Annotated in this window: 17 protein-coding genes; 10 read left to right on the forward strand and 7 right to left on the reverse strand. The window is 62.9% G+C overall.

What is annotated here, in order from left to right; genetic code table 11:
* A complete protein-coding gene (locus J7E82_RS01805) occupies positions 1 to 684 on the forward strand; it encodes a 3-oxoacid CoA-transferase subunit B (protein ID WP_214859761.1) in 684 nt (227 codons plus the stop codon).
* An 81-nt stretch (positions 685 to 765) separates the two neighbouring features.
* Positions 766 to 1,572, forward strand: a complete 807-nt coding sequence (locus J7E82_RS01810; protein ID WP_214859769.1) for an IclR family transcriptional regulator C-terminal domain-containing protein — start codon at positions 766 to 768, stop codon at positions 1,570 to 1,572.
* Positions 1,573 to 1,646: 74 nt separating this feature from the next.
* Here the strand turns inward: J7E82_RS01810 and J7E82_RS01815 are convergent, their stop codons facing one another.
* The 3 genes from J7E82_RS01815 to J7E82_RS01825 form a co-directional block, all read right to left on the reverse strand.
* A complete protein-coding gene (locus J7E82_RS01815; RefSeq protein WP_214859770.1) occupies positions 1,647 to 2,558 on the reverse strand; it encodes an FRG domain-containing protein in 912 nt (303 codons plus the stop codon).
* Positions 2,559 to 2,587: 29 nt separating this feature from the next.
* Positions 2,588 to 4,288: a cytochrome c oxidase subunit I gene (gene ctaD, locus J7E82_RS01820; protein WP_308113557.1), complete on the reverse strand. Its 1,701-nt coding sequence runs from the start codon at positions 4,286 to 4,288 to the stop codon at positions 2,588 to 2,590.
* A gap of 207 nt (positions 4,289 to 4,495) precedes the next feature.
* The gene (locus J7E82_RS01825) at positions 4,496 to 4,852 is read right to left on the reverse strand and encodes a hypothetical protein (protein WP_214859772.1); all 357 of its coding nucleotides are present in this window, start codon (positions 4,850 to 4,852) and stop codon (positions 4,496 to 4,498) included.
* Positions 4,853 to 5,093: 241 nt separating this feature from the next.
* Between J7E82_RS01825 and J7E82_RS01830 the strand changes: the two genes are divergently transcribed.
* The gene (locus J7E82_RS01830) at positions 5,094 to 5,372 is read left to right on the forward strand and encodes a hypothetical protein (protein ID WP_214859773.1); all 279 of its coding nucleotides are present in this window, start codon (positions 5,094 to 5,096) and stop codon (positions 5,370 to 5,372) included.
* Positions 5,373 to 5,383: 11 nt separating this feature from the next.
* Here the strand turns inward: J7E82_RS01830 and J7E82_RS01835 are convergent, their stop codons facing one another.
* Together J7E82_RS01835 and J7E82_RS01840 are read right to left on the reverse strand one after the other, a co-directional pair.
* Positions 5,384 to 5,821, reverse strand: a complete 438-nt coding sequence (locus J7E82_RS01835) for a hypothetical protein (RefSeq protein WP_214859774.1) — start codon at positions 5,819 to 5,821, stop codon at positions 5,384 to 5,386.
* A 131-nt stretch (positions 5,822 to 5,952) separates the two neighbouring features.
* The gene (locus J7E82_RS01840; RefSeq protein ID WP_214859775.1) at positions 5,953 to 6,690 is read right to left on the reverse strand and encodes a GAF and ANTAR domain-containing protein; all 738 of its coding nucleotides are present in this window, start codon (positions 6,688 to 6,690) and stop codon (positions 5,953 to 5,955) included.
* 255 nt (positions 6,691 to 6,945) lie between these two features.
* Between J7E82_RS01840 and J7E82_RS01845 the strand changes: the two genes are divergently transcribed.
* The 4 genes from J7E82_RS01845 to J7E82_RS01860 all read left to right on the forward strand — a co-directional run bounded on the left by J7E82_RS01845 (position 6,946) and on the right by J7E82_RS01860 (position 10,968).
* A complete protein-coding gene (locus J7E82_RS01845) occupies positions 6,946 to 7,881 on the forward strand; it encodes an endonuclease/exonuclease/phosphatase family protein (protein ID WP_214859776.1) in 936 nt (311 codons plus the stop codon).
* A 191-nt stretch (positions 7,882 to 8,072) separates the two neighbouring features.
* Positions 8,073 to 9,254, forward strand: a complete 1,182-nt coding sequence (locus tag J7E82_RS01850) for a Re/Si-specific NAD(P)(+) transhydrogenase subunit alpha (protein WP_214859977.1) — start codon at positions 8,073 to 8,075, stop codon at positions 9,252 to 9,254.
* Entirely contained in the window at positions 9,254 to 9,598 is a 345-nt protein-coding gene (locus J7E82_RS01855; protein WP_214859779.1) for an NAD(P) transhydrogenase subunit alpha, read from the forward strand. Before J7E82_RS01850 ends, J7E82_RS01855 begins: the two co-directional genes overlap by 1 nt.
* Positions 9,595 to 10,968: an NAD(P)(+) transhydrogenase (Re/Si-specific) subunit beta gene (locus J7E82_RS01860; protein ID WP_214859781.1), complete on the forward strand. Its 1,374-nt coding sequence runs from the start codon at positions 9,595 to 9,597 to the stop codon at positions 10,966 to 10,968. The genes J7E82_RS01855 and J7E82_RS01860 overlap by 4 nt, the downstream gene beginning before the upstream one ends.
* A 33-nt stretch (positions 10,969 to 11,001) precedes the next feature.
* On the opposite strand, the gene J7E82_RS01865 is transcribed toward J7E82_RS01860, so the two are convergent.
* Positions 11,002 to 11,784, reverse strand: coding sequence for a hydroxypyruvate isomerase family protein (locus tag J7E82_RS01865; protein WP_214859783.1), 783 nt, complete (start codon positions 11,782 to 11,784; stop codon positions 11,002 to 11,004).
* A gap of 189 nt (positions 11,785 to 11,973) precedes the next feature.
* Between J7E82_RS01865 and J7E82_RS01870 the strand changes: the two genes are divergently transcribed.
* A complete protein-coding gene (locus J7E82_RS01870) occupies positions 11,974 to 13,119 on the forward strand; it encodes a mandelate racemase/muconate lactonizing enzyme family protein (protein WP_214859978.1) in 1,146 nt (381 codons plus the stop codon).
* 6 nt (positions 13,120 to 13,125) lie between these two features.
* Here J7E82_RS01870 and J7E82_RS01875 read toward each other — a convergent pair whose 3' ends face one another.
* Positions 13,126 to 13,605 carry a Dps family protein gene (locus J7E82_RS01875; RefSeq protein WP_214859785.1) on the reverse strand — a complete coding sequence of 160 codons (480 nt, stop codon included), beginning with the start codon at positions 13,603 to 13,605 and terminating at the stop codon, positions 13,126 to 13,128.
* A 326-nt stretch (positions 13,606 to 13,931) separates the two neighbouring features.
* On the opposite strand from J7E82_RS01875, the gene J7E82_RS01880 reads away from it, so the two are divergent.
* Both J7E82_RS01880 and J7E82_RS01885 read left to right on the forward strand, forming a co-directional pair.
* Positions 13,932 to 14,201 carry a hypothetical protein gene (locus tag J7E82_RS01880; RefSeq protein WP_214859786.1) on the forward strand — a complete coding sequence of 90 codons (270 nt, stop codon included), beginning with the start codon at positions 13,932 to 13,934 and terminating at the stop codon, positions 14,199 to 14,201.
* A gap of 17 nt (positions 14,202 to 14,218) precedes the next feature.
* Entirely contained in the window at positions 14,219 to 14,944 is a 726-nt protein-coding gene (locus J7E82_RS01885; RefSeq protein WP_214859787.1) for a sigma-70 family RNA polymerase sigma factor, read from the forward strand.
* The last annotated feature ends 310 nt before the right edge of the window (positions 14,945 to 15,254 follow it).

Raw genomic sequence — 15,254 nt, forward strand, 5'->3', positions numbered from 1 at the left:
ATGAGCCTGCAGTCAACGTCCCTCCAGACCCGTGATATGCCGCTGGGTCGCGACGATCTCGCCCGCCTGGTAGCCCGCGACATCGCCCCGGGTTCATTCGTGAACCTCGGCATCGGCCAGCCCACGCTCGTGTCCAACTACCTCACGGAAGAGCAGAACATCACGCTGCACACCGAGAACGGGATGCTGGGCATGGGACCGGAGGCGAAGGGCGACGAGATCGACGAGGACCTTATCAACGCGGGAAAAATTCCAGTCACCGAGCTGCCTGGCGCATCCTACTTCCACCATGCCGATTCGTTCGCGATCATGCGCGGCGGGCACCTGGACATCTGCGTACTGGGCGCCTTCCAGGTTTCCGCGACGGGGGATCTCGCCAACTGGCACACCGGGGCTCCGGGCGCAATCCCGGCCGTTGGCGGTGCAATGGACCTGGCCAGCGGGGCCAAGGACGTCTTCGTGATGATGACGCTCCTCACCCGTGACGGCGCCTCAAAGCTCGTGGAACACTGCACATATCCGCTCACCGGAGTCGGCTGCGTGACCCGCGTCTACACAGACAAGGCCGTGTTCCTGACAGGGCCCGACGGCGTCATCGTCCGCGAGACCTTCGGCTGCACCCTGGAGGAACTCCAGGAACTGGTGCCGCTGCCGCTACAGTCCGCGGCCGCCGTCGGCGTCTAAGAACAGCGGCGTCTGATATCAGCGGAGTCTGGGGTAGCAGGAGCCCGATTAGGATAGAGAGTCGTACCGACGGGGGTAGAAATGAGTGAAGCAGCAGTAGCCGGGCCGCCACAGGCGAGCGACCAGTATGTGCAGTCGCTGGCGCGTGGCCTGGCTGTGATTCGCGCCTTTGACGCCCAAAATCCCGTCATGACGCTGACCGAGGTGGCGGCCCGCACTGGGCTGACAAGGGCCACCGCGCGGCGGTTCCTGCACACGCTCGTAGAGCTGGGCTATGTGCGTACCGACGGCAAAACCTTCGCGCTGACAGCCATGGTCCTGCAGCTCGGCTACGCGTACCTGTCCGGATTGTCCCTGCCGCAGCTCGCCCAGCCCCACCTTGAAGAACTGTCGCTCAAACTGGGACAGTCGACGTCGGCCGCAGTGCTGGACGGCACGGACATCGTGTACGTCGCGCGCGTGACAACACGACGCATCATGAACGTGGGCATCACTGTAGGCACCCGGTTCCCGGCGTATGCCACCTCCATGGGCCGCATCCTCCTGGCCGGGCTGCCCCAGGACAAGCTCGACGAATACCTGGCTAAGGCGGAAATCAGGAAGATCACGCCACGGACAGTGTCGTCGGCTGAGGAGCTGCTTGCCATCCTGGACCAGGTCCGTGAGCAAGGCTGGTGCCTGCTGGACCAGGAGCTTGAGCTCGGGCTGATGTCGGTGGCCGCACCCCTGAGGAACAACGTCGGCAAGATCGTTGCTGCCGTGAACGTGTCGTTGCAGGCCCAGCATGTAGCCAGCCAGGCGGACCCGAAGGCGTATCTGGACTCCGTGCGCAAGGAGATCATAGCCACCGCCGAGGCTATATCGGCCGACATCTCAGCGAAGCGCTAGGCCCAGCGCTCACGACTCTGGAGACTTTGCCTCCCTGGCCGCCGGACTTCAATGTGAGGATCATCCGCTAGGGCTCACTCAGATTCAAGTTTCGTGGATTCGCCCGGCGACGGTTCGCCAGGCGACGGCTCGCCAGGCGACGAATCGCCAGACAGGGTCCCGCTGGCCGGGTAAGCCTTTTCCGGCCGGTCACCGTAGTAACGCGCGAGCCAGCGACACAAACCGTCGAGTCCTGGAAACAAGACGCGCTCGGTCACGTTCGCCTGGTCGAGGTGGTTGCGGATGGACCATTTAAGCTCCGCGGGGATCACCACCTTACGACACAGCTCCGGATGTTCGCCGAACCACTCGCCGAGCGATGCGTCGGGCGAGGTCATGATGGAGAAGACCGCCGACTGGTTGATGATCCGGTCATCCAGCGAAGGCGGTTCGAAGAACAGTGGTGTGCCCGTGCCGTCCGGTGGATTGAACTCGTCGAAGAGTTCAAGGCTGTCAGCTGCAGATTTGAGGATTTCCGTCGTAAACAGCCCATGGCCCAGCGGCTCTACGTGGTCCTGGAGGCCCTTGGGCAGGAGCTTGTGGGCAGCTACGTAGTCTACGCACCACACCACCCCGGGGCGTGAATAGGAACTGGTATCGGAGGTGGCGAAGTGCAGGGCCACATAGGGCGAAAAAGTCCAGTCCAGCAGTCGCGTGGGCAGGCCGTGATGCTGTGCAACACTGAGCCAATTCCAGACAGAGTCGCCGGGAGTAGCATCCCGGTGAGCGTATTTCTTGAAGTTCCGCAAGAGGTGCTGCTCGAGGTCTTTCGCCGACTCGCCAGCTAAACGTGCCAGCCCCGTTTCAAGAGTGTGGACGTCCCGCGACAGCCCCCTGTAGGCGACGTTGATTCGGTACTTGGCCTCCGTAGGCTGCCATTCATCCTGGGTCAGTACGAAGATCAGTTCCTGCAGATCAGAAACCTGGATTTCGTGCGCTTTCTGCATGGACGGAGGCTCCTCTGCCGCCGAAAATTTCACTCTTCGGGGTTGGGGCTCCGGACGTCCTTTTCACCGATATCCGCCGCCCCGAGGATGTCCGCAGCGGGAGTGTGGACCGGCTCATGCACGCGCACCCTTAGCTCGGGGTGGTGCAGGTCCAAGGCCGGACGCTCAGAGCGGATACGCGGAATCGAGGTGAAGTTGTGGCGGGGAGGCGGACAGGAGGTGGCCCACTCCAGCGAGGCGCCAAAGCCCCAGGGGTCGTCCACCTCCACCTTCCTGCCTGCGCGCCAGGTGATGTAGACGTTCCAGAAGAACGGCAGGGTGGAAGCGCCAAGAACGAACGAGGAAATGGTGGAGAACTGGTTCATCCACGTGAAGTTATCCTGCGGCATGTAGTCGGCGTAGCGGCGCGGCATGCCTTCGACGCCCAGCCAGTGCTGGATCAGGAAGGTGCCGTGGAAGCCCAGGAACAGCAGCCAGAAGTGGATTTTGCCAAGGCGTTCGTTGAGCATGGTCCCGGTCCACTTCGGCCACCAGAAGTAGAAGCCGGCGAACATCGCGAACACCACGGTGCCGAAGACCACGTAGTGGAAGTGCGCCACCACGAAGTAGGAGTCGGAGACGTGGAAGTCCAGCGGCGGGGAGGACAGGATGATGCCCGTCAGTCCGCCGAAGAGGAAGGTGACCAGGAAGCCCAGGCTCCACAGCATGGGGGTCTCGAAAGTGAGGGAACCCCGCCATAGAGTGCCGATCCAGTTGAAGAATTTCACGCCCGTGGGGACCGCGATCAGCATGGTCATGAAGGCGAAGAACGGCAGCAGCACCGCCCCGGTGACATACATGTGGTGGGCCCACACGGTCATGGAGAGGGCGGCGATGGCGATTGTGGCGTAGACAAGGCCTTTGTAGCCGAAGATCGGTTTGCGGCTGAAGACCGGGAAGATTTCGGACACGATGCCGAAGAACGGCAGCGCGATGATGTACACCTCGGGGTGGCCGAAGAACCAGAACAAGTGCTGCCAGAGGACGGCACCGCCGTTTTCCGGGTCATAGATGTGGGCACCGAACCGGCGGTCGGCGCCGAGTCCGAACAGGGCCGCGGCCAAGGGCGGGAAGGCCATGATCACCAGGATGGAGGTGACCAGCGTATTCCAAGTGAAGATCGGCATGCGCCACATGGTCATACCGGGAGCGCGCATGCAGATGATGGTGGTGATGAAGTTGACCGCACCGATGATGGTGCCGAAGCCGGACAGCGCCAGGCCGAACACCCAGAGATCACCGCCTACACCCGGGGTGAAGGTGGTGTTGTTCAGGGGCGCATAGGCGAACCAGCCGAAGGAGGCGGCACCCTGCGGGGTGATGAAGCCGGACACCGCAATGGTGGAGCCGAAAAGGAAGAACCAGAACGCAAGGGCGTTCAGTCGCGGGAAGGCAACGTCCGGCGCGCCGATCTGCAGTGGCATGATCGCGTTGGCGAAACCGGCGAAAAGCGGTGTGGCGAACATCAGCAGCATCATGGTGCCGTGCATCGTGAACATCTGGTTGTACTGTTCCTTGGTCTGCAGGACCTGCATGCCAGGTTGGAACAGTTCCGCACGGATCAGCAGCGCCATAACGCCGGCGAGCAGGAAGAACACAAAGGACGCGATCAGGTACATGAACCCGATGGTTTTGTGGTCAGTGGACGTGATCCAGTTAACTACTATGCTGCCCTTGGGCCGCCTCACCACCTGCGGGGAAGCTGTAGCGGCAGTTCCGGAAGCCTGTGTTTGATATCTAGTCACGACGCTACTCCTGCGCCCGCGAATTCATGGATAAGAAGCTGGGTATGCAACAACATCATGGCTCCCCCTTCAAAGGAGCGGCTAACGCTGCAGAACCACTGATCTGAGCGTAACCACGCCGCTCTTCAGCATCAACCCTTCCCGCAGAATCAGCTACGAACCACGCCTCTTCGCCAGCAGCCAGCTGAGGATCCAGGCGACTTCAGCTACGGCGTCGAGGAGGTACATTTTGCTGATCCTTCCCCGAGGCGCATAGGCGACGTCGATCGCTGCCAGTGTTGTAGCGGTGCCGAGCCCCACATTCCTCGCCTGTTCCAGGGAGTGAGGCGTGTCCCGTGCGGCGAGTTGGACGAGGCCGTTCGCCACGAGCAGCCCAGCGACGGTCCGAACGAGCCACTTATCCTTTTTGGGGCCGAAAACGGCTTCGAAGCTCCTCATGTGGATGAGCGGCCACAGGCCGTTAACCACATTGAAGGTTCCGTGGAGACGGGCCGTGGTGAGCTGCAGCATGGAATCCCCTTCCTCAGGGCCCGGCACCCTGTCCGGAGCTTTCAACCGGGGAATCACGATACCTCCCGAAGCAATTGAGGCGGCTTTCAGCGCATCCTACTCCTGCCCTGTCGGTCGCAGCAGTGGCTCCTTCCGAAAATGCTTTTGGAGGGTTACCGTCAAACCAGCGGGTAATGCCGCTCGCCGGGATCACAAGGACGCAGCCGCCGGATGGTGGCTCATTGGCTGAGGAGGAACCGTCATGGCTTCGGAATCGCACACCACCACAGATCACGATGAAATCCGCAAGTGGGTTGAGGACAACGAGGGCAAGCCGGCCAGCGTCAAGGACACGGGTGGCGGCGACGATCCAGGCGTGCTGCGCATAGACTTCCCGGGCGGGGCAGGGGAAGACCGCCTGGAGCATATCAGCTGGGACGAGTGGTTCGACAAGTTCGAAGAGAGCAAACTCGCGCTCTTGTACCAGTCCAAGAAATCAAGCGGTGAAGGCAGCACCTTCTTCAAGCTGGTCAAGCGCTAGGAGCACGTGAGCTAGCGCGGTATTTCCATCTGGAAGCCGCACGCGCATCTCAGGACGCGCGTGCGAAGATACACGTCCAGGAGATTGCCCGGTGTGGGGGAGGGCTTGTCCGTGCTGATCGGGACGTAGATGCTGCGCAACTCGGTCCCTGCGACAGTCATGGGCGCACCGCAGTGAATGTAGAAATTCCCGAATTTCAGCACGGCAGTCTTTGACGCTTCGCTATTCAGGATCGCGGCCACATCTTCTACACGGGCCTCGTGCGTATAGAGTGAGCCGCATTGCGCACAGGCGTATGTGACCATCACTATGTGGGGGTCATCTGTGGAGGCGGTTTCTATGGCGTCGATCTTGAGGCGTTTATCAGATTGGCAGACGCCACACCAAGGACGTTGTTCAGGGTGCTGACCAGCCGGATTGGGGAGGCGGGCACTGGAACTGATCGACATCGACGTTTCCTTGAGAAAGGGAAAAACGACGCCCGTGTCTGCATGAGCCAACTTCCCTACTTCAGGCTAGCCCTGGGCAGCCCTACTGGCAATACTCGGCAGTAACCTGCCTCCGCCCGGAGTCCCTGCCATCACGTGAAATGGGTTTCCACCCGTCCTCCACCGGCAGATTCCACAATCGCCGCGGCTACCTCCCGGAGCTTCACATTCCTGTTACTGGATGCCGCCTTGATGAGCTCGACGGCCTCCTGCTGGCTGCAGCGGTTCTGCGCAATGATGATGCCGACGGCCGTGTCGATAATCGTCCGGGACTCCATGGCGGACTTCAGGTTCGCGGCCATTTGGCTGTGCTGCCCCAGCAGGACGGCGAGTTGGAGGCCTTTTGAGGCTTGGCGAACGAAGCCCTCGGCTCGAACCACGGCGTCCTGGTCAAAGGCGTGCGGACTGTCGGAATAGAGGTTGAGGCCGGCACGCGCGGCGTATCCGCTCAGCTCAAAGGGGACTGCCAGGATTGACCCGATGCCCTGCCTCAGCGCTACCTCGGTGTAGTCGGGGAAGGTGTTGTCGCGCCTGAGGTCAGGGATGTGCACCTGCACGCCCTCGCGGCAGCATCTCAGGCAGGGGCCGTCGTTGAACTTGTATTGCAGCTCATCGAGCACGAGCGCGCGTTCTCCGCTGCTGGCCACAGTCGCTGCGGTGTGGTGCCGCAAGAGCGTAATGCCGCAATAGACCTCACCCCGCGGACTCGAAAGATTCTCTGCGGAGAATCGGGCCAGTTCGTTGAGGAAATTCTCTACGTCCTGGGTATCCAGGAGAAGGTCCTGGATTTCCTCGACCAGTGATGACTCGGTTTTTTGCTGTTCGCCCATGCTGGCGCTCCGATCTTGCGGCACTCAGCAGCTGCAGTGCCCACGACAAAAGTCGCTTCATTGGGGCAGCTGCATAACCCTCATCTCAGGCTACAGCGCCGAGGCGACTCTGGCTTGAAAAATCTTGCAGGGCCACACCAGCGACTTTCGGGTTCTTCACCTCAGCGTCAGCCGACGTTTAGCCGCAGTCCGGATTCCGGCCATATGGGGTGGAAAGCATCGAAGGAGATTACCCCTACGCCAGGAGCTACAGCCATGTCCTTCCGCCTGCCAGTGTCCCGTCGCACCGCCCTTGCCGCAGGGGCACTGGGCGTCGCCGGCGCCGTCGCCGCCCAGACTGCCCACGGCGCACCCGCCGCAGCCGGAACCGCTGCCCTGATTGGCGCTGCCGGCCAAAGCGACCTCCATGTCATGAGCTTCAATATCCGTTACGACCGCAGCGGAACCTTGCCTGGCCAGGCCGATTACTGGCCGGAACGCATCCCCGCGCTTAAGGCAGTGCTTGAGCTGGAGAAGCCCACCGCCGTCGGCATCCAGGAAGCACTGTTCCACCAGCTGGCCGCCGTCGAGGACGCCTTCCCGGCGCACTACCGGATGATCGGCTTTGGGCGCGACGGCGGCAGCGCCGGCGAATACTCGGCGATCTTCTACGACGCCCGCCGGCTTGAGGTCATCGCCTGGGACCAGTTCTGGCTTTCGGACCAGCCGGACCTCATCGGTTCAGCGACTTGGGGAAACACAGTGACCCGAATCGTGACGTGGGGACGCTTCACCGATCTCAGCACCGGCAAGGAACTAATCCTGGTCAACACCCACTTCGACCACCAGTCGGAGAACGCGAGGGTCCTGGGCGCCAAGGCCATCATCGCCCTCATGGACTCTTTCAACCCCAAGCTGCCCACCATCCTCACCGGAGACTTCAACGCCCCTGCAGAGGCTTCCGGCGCCTACGACTCCCTGGTGGGAAGCGGCGTTTTCCGGGATACCTGGACTATTGCGGGACAGCAGCTAACTCCCGCCTACGGCACCTTCCCCAACTATAAGGATCCCGTTGCCGGCGGCCTCCGCATTGACTGGATCCTCACGACGCCGGGAATCACCGTGCGCAAGGCGACCATCAACACCTTCACGCTTGACGGCCGGTACCCCAGTGACCACACTCCCACCCAGGCCCTCGTGAACCTGGCTTAAGGGAGTTCAACCCGCGTTGATCGGAACGCCCTACTGCCGCGCCGGGCCGGTGGGCCATAGACTCTAGCCAACCACGTGCAGCAGTGCCGCTCCGCGAGACTTTGGAAGCAAGCGCGAACCTACGGCTGGGCAGCCAGGGCCGCGATTTCCACCAAGGGCACCTGCTGCACTCGTCCAGGAAGGTAGTGACGGTGAAGCTAGGCATAGCGCGGGAACGCCGGGCCGGTGAGCGGCGGGTGGCTGCGACGCCGGAGACGGTAAAGCAGCTGGTTGGGCTGGGCCTTGAGGTCCTGGTCGAGACCCAGGCCGGAGCCCTGGCCGGCCACGGAGATGAGGAATACCGTCATGCCGGCGCCAAAATCCTCCCCGAACTGGACCTCGCCGAACTGGACGCCTACGCCCATGTCCGCCCAATGGAACCATCGACGGCGGCGTCCCTCCGCCGCGGGGCCATTACCGTGGGACTGGCCTCGCCGTCGTCGGAACTGCCTACCGTCCGGGCGCTAGCCGAAGCCGGTGTGACATCGTTCGCGCTCGAGCTGGTTCCGCGTATCTCCCGAGCCCAATCCATGGACGCCCTCACCTCCCAAGCCTTGGTCGCCGGTTATCGCTGCGTACTCGAGGCGGCGATGCGCCTGCCGCGCTTCTTCCCGCTCTATATGACCGCCGCCGGCACAATCCCGCCTGCCCGCGTGCTGGTACTCGGCGTGGGTGTTGCAGGCCTGCAAGCCATTGGAACCGCGAAGAGGCTGGGCGCCCGCGTCTCCGCTAACGACATACGCCCGTCCTCCGCGGAGGAGGTGGCCTCGATGGGCGGGACGTTCATCCGGCTCGACCTTGAGACGGCGGAGGCCGCCGGCGGCTACGCCAGGGAACTCAGCGCCGATCGCGGAGCCCTGCAGCGCCAGCTTCTTGCCCCGCACGTCGCCGCTGCAGACGTACTGATCACGACGGCGGCCGTTCCCGGACGCCCGGCCCCGCTCCTGGTGACGCAGGAGATGGTGCAGGGCATGCGCAACGGGTCGGTCGTCGTCGACCTCGCCGCGGAATCCGGCGGCAACGTGGAGGGCTCTATTCCGGGGCGGGACCTTCACGTTCCCACGGCCGACGGCGAGGGCACAGTCACAATTGTGGGCATGAAGGACGCTGCGTCGGCCATGCCCGCGGACGCGTCGCGCCTCTACGCCAAGAACGTCGCCAATCTGTTGGCCCTCATGACCCGCGACGGCATCATGGCCCCGGACTGGGAGGACGAGGTGGTTGCCGGGACCTGCCTGACGCACGACGGCGAAGTGCGGCATGCGCCCACGGCGGAGGCGGTAGCGGCGCTCGCCGGAGCATCGAGCGGGACTGACAACGAGGGGGTTTCCTGATGGACGGAATAGGACTGCTCACGATCACCGTGCTGGCGGTCTTTGTGGGCTTCGAAGTAGTTTCGAAGGTTTCCAGCACCCTGCACACACCCCTCATGTCCGGAGCCAACGCCATCCACGGCATCATCCTGGTGGGCGCGATCATCGTCGCGGGACAGGCCTCGGGCCCCTGGGTGCTAGCGGTGGCCCTGCTCGCCGTCGTGCTGGCCACAGCCAACCTGGTGGGTGGATTCGTGGTGACTGACCGAATGCTGGAGATGTTCCATGGACGCGGTCCCGGCAAGGCGCTGAGCACAAGGGACAGGGCCAAGGCCGTCAAGGATAAGGCGGAGGACCGACGATGATCCTCTTCGACCCTGTCTGGACCGCGCTGCTCTATCTCGCTGCATCCGTCTGCTTCATCCTCGCCCTCAAGGGACTCAGCTCGCCCAGGACGGCCCGACGCGGCAATCTCCTAGGCGCTTTCGGCGCGCTCGTGGGCGTCGCCACTGTTTTCCTGTCGGTCAGGCTGGACAACATTCCGTGGATCCTGGGCGCTATTGCCGTTGGTTCGGTCGTGGCCGCGCCGGTAGCCCGACAGGTCAAGATGACGCAGATGCCGCAGCTCGTGGCCCTATTCAACGGGGTGGGAGGTGGCGCCGCGGCACTTGTGGGCCTCCTCGAACTGGCCCATGCGGACGATCCCTGGGTGCGACTGGCCATCGTGTTCGCGCTCCTGGTGGGGGCGGTTTCCTTCGCCGGTTCCGGTGTGACGTTTGCCAAGCTGCAGGAACTCATGACCACCCGTCCCGTGGTCTTTCCGGGGCTGCCCGTCCTCATGGCGGCGGTGCTGCTCGCCGCGGTGGGTGTGGGTGTCGCCGTCGTCCTCACCGGCTGGCTGCCGCTGGCCCTGCTGCTGCTGGTGCTGGGACTCGTGGCTGGCGTCCTTTTGGTCCTGCCCGTGGGCGGCGCCGACGTTCCGATCGTCATCTCGCTCCTCAACGCCTTCACTGGCCTGGCCGTTGCGGCCTCAGGGCTGGTGCTGGGCAACGTGCTCCTGCTCGTAGCGGGCACGCTCGTCGGGGCTTCGGGTACCATCCTCACCCGGGCAATGGCGGCCGCCATGGGTCGAAGCGTGGCAGGAATTCTCTTCGGCGCGTTCCGGGGAGGTTCGACGGCGGGTTCGACGGCGGTCAGTGACCGCCCCGTCCGCTCGTCCAGCTCCGAGGACGTAGCGGTGCTGTTGGGATATGCGCAGCGGGTGATCATCGTCCCCGGCTATGGCCTTGCAGTTGCCCAGGGCCAGCATACGGCGGCCGAACTGGCACAGGCACTGGAGGAACGGGGCACGCGCGTGGACTTCGCAATCCACCCGGTGGCAGGCCGCATGCCCGGACACATGAACGTTCTGCTGGCCGAGGCCAACGTGCCTTACGAGTCGCTGAGGGAGATGGGCGAGATCAACTCCGAGTTCCGCACCGCCGACGTCGCGCTCGTGGTGGGAGCGAACGACGTCGTCAATCCCGCCGCGAAGACCAGTGCCGGCTCGCCGATCTACGGCATGCCAATCCTGGAAGTGGCCGATGCCCGGCAGGTGGTCTTCCTCAAGCGCTCCATGAGGCCGGGCTTCGCGGGGATCGAGAATGAGTTGCTGTACGAGCCCCAGACCACGCTGCTGTTCGGGGATGCAAAGGATTCCCTCACCAAGGTGCTGGCAGCGGTCAAGGGACTGTAGTGTGCTTGCTGAGTCGTTGATGCCTGAGCGAGGCTAGGCTCCAGTGATCGCTTCACGGATGTGTTGCAGGGACTTGATTGAGTCACCGTCCGAAGGGGTGTACTCGAGCCCAATGCCGCCGCTGTAGCCGACTGCCTGGAGCGCATGGATCTCCCTTTTCCAGTCCACGCCGCCTGATCCCGGCTCATGGCGACCCGGGTGATCGGCGATCTGCACATGTCCGATGAGATGCCCTGCTCCCCGAAGGACCTCGGCCGGATCTTCATCCATCACCACCGAATGGTAGAGGTCATACAGGAGCCGAATGTTGGGGGAATCCACGTCATTGAGAACATCGAGCGCGACCTTCGTTGAGTCGAGATAGTTCCCCACATGATCGACTCGGGTATTCAGCGGCTCAAGAATGAGCGTCACGCCGGCTTCTTCGGCTAAGGGCGCAGCCGCCCGCAGCGCCTCGGTCAATGCTTCCCTCTGCTCCAAATCCGGAACACCTTCACGGGCGTTTCCGGAGAGAACCACCAGGTTGGGGATTTCCAGGCGCTTCGCAACAGGGATCGATTCCCGCACGCCCTGGAGGAACTCATTTCGCTGTGCCGGGTCTACGAGGTGGCCTTGGGGCTGGCTGACCATCGACAGGACCGAGAGGCCCGTGTCGGCCAGGGACCGCTCTATGGCATCAATGTCTTTGTTGCGCCACAGCCAGAATTCGACCTTGTTGATGCCTGCGGTTTTCGCTGCCGTGAGTTGCCTGGCCGACATCGGATCCCCGAATTCGCGGAAGAGCATTTCGACGCAGACTGATAATTCGTTCCTCATTGAGGTCTCTCCTCTGTCGGGATGCCTTTGGTGAGACAGTACCCCTACGGGTTCTTGTCGTATAAGTCCTCAACTTATACGATGAGTTAGATACAGCGTCAGAGAGGACACTTTCCATTGGCTACGAGCACCTTTACTTCCTTCACCCATGCCGAGGCCACCGCGGCGAATGAGCAGCACTTCGCCGGGCTGCTTCCGGGCGAGGCCACCACGGACCGCATTACCGGCGTCGAACTTTCCCTGGCGTTCCTGCCGCTCAAGACGGCGATCAGCGACGCGAAGGTGCTGACCGGACGGCAGAAGCCGCTGACCGAAGTCGCGTTCCTTTTTGCCGAAATCCGCACAGAAGCGGGGCTGTCCGGCGTCGGCTACAGCTACTCGAAGCGGGCCGGCGGCCAAGGCCTCTTCGCCCATGCCAAGGAAGTCGCGCCTGAACTTCTGGGTGAAGACCCCAATGACATCCAGCGGCTCTGGACCAAACTGGTCTGGGCCGGCGCCTCGGTGGGGCGTAGCGGGCTCTCCACACAGGCCATTGCCGCAATGGATATTGCGCTTTGGGATCTCAAGGCCAAGCGCGCAGGACTCCCGCTGGCCAAGCTCCTGGGGGCGCATCGGGATTCCGTGCAGTGCTACAACACTTCGGGCGGTTTCCTGTCCTCGTCCATTGAGGAGGTCCTGTCCAACGTGCAGGCCGCCGTGGAGCAAGGCATTGGCGGCATCAAGATCAAGGTGGGCCAGCCGGACGCCGCCGTCGACATCAAGCGCGTCCGCGCCGTGCGGGAAGCCCTTGGCGACGCATTCCCGCTTATGGTGGATGCCAACCAGCAATGGAACCGCAGCACCGCCATCCGCATGGGCCGCAAACTGGAGGAATTCGACCTTGTGTGGATCGAGGAACCCCTGGACGCCTACGACGCCGAGGGCCATGCCGCCCTGGCCCGTGAACTGGCCACGCCGATTGCGACCGGCGAGATGCTGACCAGTGTTGCCGAGCACCGCGCGCTCATCAGTGCGGGCTCGGTGGACTTTATGCAGCCGGACGCTCCGCGCGTGGGCGGCATCACCCAGTTCCTGAAAATCATGGCGCTCGGCCAGGAGGCGGGAGTTCGCATGGCGCCGCACTTCGCGATGGAAATCCACCTGCACCTGTCGGCCGCCTATGAGATCGACCCCTGGGTGGAGCACTTTGACTGGCTGGAGCCGCTCTTCAACGAAAAGCTCAAGATCGCCGGAGGCCGCATGATTGTCCCGAACCGACCGGGGCTTGGCTTCTCGTTGAGTGATCAGGCGCGGGCCTGGACCACGGATACTGCCCGATTCGGCAGCGGCTCGTAGCTAAAGTTACTTCTCGTCCGGCTCCTGCACCTCTGCGTTAGCCGTCATGGTCTCGGCGTTCACCATCCAGGCGAGCTGTTCCAGCCGGGCGATGAACTCGTGCAGCAGATCGGCCGACGTCGGATCCTCTTCGTCCACCTCGTCATGGACATCGCGCATAGTCTGCACCGTACGCTCCAGCCGCTCCGTAATGAGCTTGACGGCCTCCTTGGTGTTCGTCAGGCCCTCGGGGAACTGGGACAGCCGCGTTGCTTCGGCGATGGTGGCGCTCCGGCCGTCGGGCAGGGCGTGCAGGGAGCGCATGCGTTCTGCGGTGTCATCCGCGAACTGCCGGGCGGCTAGCACGATTTCGTCCAGTTGGAGGTGCAGGTCCCGGAAGTTCTGGCCCACGATGTTCCAGTGCGCCTGCTTCCCCTGCAGTTGTAGTTCGATGAGGTCCGTCAGGACGGCCTGTAGATTGCCTGCCAGGGTCTGGGATGCTTTCACTTTTTTCCTCCGTAGCGCAGAAAACAAGGGACGATCGTCAGTCTACTTACCAAAAACGTTCCTTCAGGAACGGTTCCGCCAGGGGAGGAACCGAGTGGTGACTTCAGACACACCAACGTACACTCAACTAAAGGTCAAGCAGTTGGCTCCTGGAAAGTTCTTTTAAGGGGACTTCATTGCCACGCACATCGAGTGTGGCGGCCACGCTGGACCACAATTCACAGGCTGCCACGCATACCGCAGAGGGTTGGCTGCCGCCGATTCGTTTCCGCACTTCCCCTTCAATCCCATCTAATCGGGGCGTCCAGCAGATGAGGCGCACCTTGATGACATCGATGGCTATTTGGGGCAGTCCTGCCGCCCTCCTCGCCTCCATGCCCGATCGCGAACTACTGAGGATCACGGATACCTGCTTCAGCCTGCTGGATTCGGATTTCCCGGATGCCGAATGCCGCCAATGGTACGAACTTGCCGTCGAGGAGGCCCAACGACGGCGGCTCGCACCACCCCGACGCGGCTTTATCGGCGCCGGTGCCAGCAGATTCCGACGATCCCGGCCCAGCGTGCGATTGCGACGACGGACCCCGCGGGAATAGCGCTTTCGGGACATGCCATGACAGGCCTTTTGCCGGAGGTGCTCCGCGATGATTCTGAGCCACGGGGGTACCTCCGGGATCTAGTCATCAGCCACCTTGACCTGGCTGACACCGTCGCCTCGCGGTTTCATAAGGGTGGGCCCGACGCCGACGACATCCGCCAAGTAGCCCGCCTTGGACTACTTAAGGCAGCACGTCGCTATGAGGCCGCTCGGGGCGTGCCGTTCAAGGCGTTCGCCGAGCCGACCATCGTTGGCGAAATCAAACGCTATTTTCGGGATTCGTGCTGGCTTGTGAGGCCCCCGCGAAACTTGCAGGACGTGCGGGCCAAAGTCCGGGGAGTGTTCCCCGAGCTCATGCAGCAGCTCGGTCGGGAACCGTCACTGAAGAACCTCGCCGAAACCCTTCAATGCCACAAAGATGTAGTGTCCGAGGCCATGCAGTGCAGTGTGCTGCGGAAGCCGGCATCCCTCGAGAGCCAGTGGGGCGAGTCCCTGGACGCTGGCTCCCTGACCAGCGCCACAGCCTTCGACGACGAAGGATTCGCCCATGTGGAGGACCGGCTGTTCCTGGGGGCGGCCCTGGCGACCGTCAGCCAGGCCGAGCGGAGACTGCTCTACCTGCGCTTCGTCGAGGGACTCAGCCAGCAGCAGGTCGCAGCTGAGCTTGGCGTCTCACAAATGCAGGTGTCGCGCCTGCTAAAGGTGACACTGGCCAAACTGCGGCGGCTCCTGACCACATAACGGGCAGCCAACAGGCCGGGGATTCCTTCGTTGCGTAGCGCGTCGATCTGCCGGTCGAGGCCTGCTCCCCTGAAGCGCCCGATGTGGGGAACGTCGAGCCTGTTCAGTGCATGAAGCCACCCGCGTTCCTGTCGCGGTCGTATTTTCCGCAACGCGTGCAGCGCCTATAGCGGCCGCTGCCATCCTCGCTGCTTTCGATGTGCCAAACGTGGCGCAAGTTCAGTTTGCACATCAGGATCTGGAGCATGGCGCTCTCCGTTCCGAACCACGCTTAACAGGCCAACCGCTTTGGCAACGTGATCAACCCCAA

The organism is Arthrobacter sp. ISL-30 (genome assembly GCF_018613855.1).
Taxonomy (GTDB): domain Bacteria; phylum Actinomycetota; class Actinomycetes; order Actinomycetales; family Micrococcaceae; genus Arthrobacter.

What these genes read in the sequence shown, in the direction of transcription:
- J7E82_RS01805 (WP_214859761.1), top strand. Translation starts at nt 1, where the DNA reads ATGAGCCTGCAGTCAACGTCCCTCCAGACCCGTGATATGCCGCTGGGT.
- J7E82_RS01810 (WP_214859769.1), top strand. Translation starts at nt 766, where the DNA reads ATGAGTGAAGCAGCAGTAGCCGGGCCGCCACAGGCGAGCGACCAGTAT.
- J7E82_RS01815 (WP_214859770.1), bottom strand. Translation starts at nt 2,558, where the DNA reads ATGCAGAAAGCGCACGAAATCCAGGTTTCTGATCTGCAGGAACTGATC.
- J7E82_RS01825 (WP_214859772.1), bottom strand. Translation starts at nt 4,852, where the DNA reads ATGCTGCAGCTCACCACGGCCCGTCTCCACGGAACCTTCAATGTGGTT.
- J7E82_RS01830 (WP_214859773.1), top strand. Translation starts at nt 5,094, where the DNA reads ATGGCTTCGGAATCGCACACCACCACAGATCACGATGAAATCCGCAAG.
- J7E82_RS01835 (WP_214859774.1), bottom strand. Translation starts at nt 5,821, where the DNA reads ATGTCGATCAGTTCCAGTGCCCGCCTCCCCAATCCGGCTGGTCAGCAC.
- J7E82_RS01840 (WP_214859775.1), bottom strand. Translation starts at nt 6,690, where the DNA reads ATGGGCGAACAGCAAAAAACCGAGTCATCACTGGTCGAGGAAATCCAG.
- J7E82_RS01845 (WP_214859776.1), top strand. Translation starts at nt 6,946, where the DNA reads ATGTCCTTCCGCCTGCCAGTGTCCCGTCGCACCGCCCTTGCCGCAGGG.
- J7E82_RS01855 (WP_214859779.1), top strand. Translation starts at nt 9,254, where the DNA reads ATGGACGGAATAGGACTGCTCACGATCACCGTGCTGGCGGTCTTTGTG.
- J7E82_RS01860 (WP_214859781.1), top strand. Translation starts at nt 9,595, where the DNA reads ATGATCCTCTTCGACCCTGTCTGGACCGCGCTGCTCTATCTCGCTGCA.
- J7E82_RS01865 (WP_214859783.1), bottom strand. Translation starts at nt 11,784, where the DNA reads ATGAGGAACGAATTATCAGTCTGCGTCGAAATGCTCTTCCGCGAATTC.
- J7E82_RS01880 (WP_214859786.1), top strand. Translation starts at nt 13,932, where the DNA reads ATGACATCGATGGCTATTTGGGGCAGTCCTGCCGCCCTCCTCGCCTCC.
- J7E82_RS01885 (WP_214859787.1), top strand. Translation starts at nt 14,219, where the DNA reads ATGACAGGCCTTTTGCCGGAGGTGCTCCGCGATGATTCTGAGCCACGG.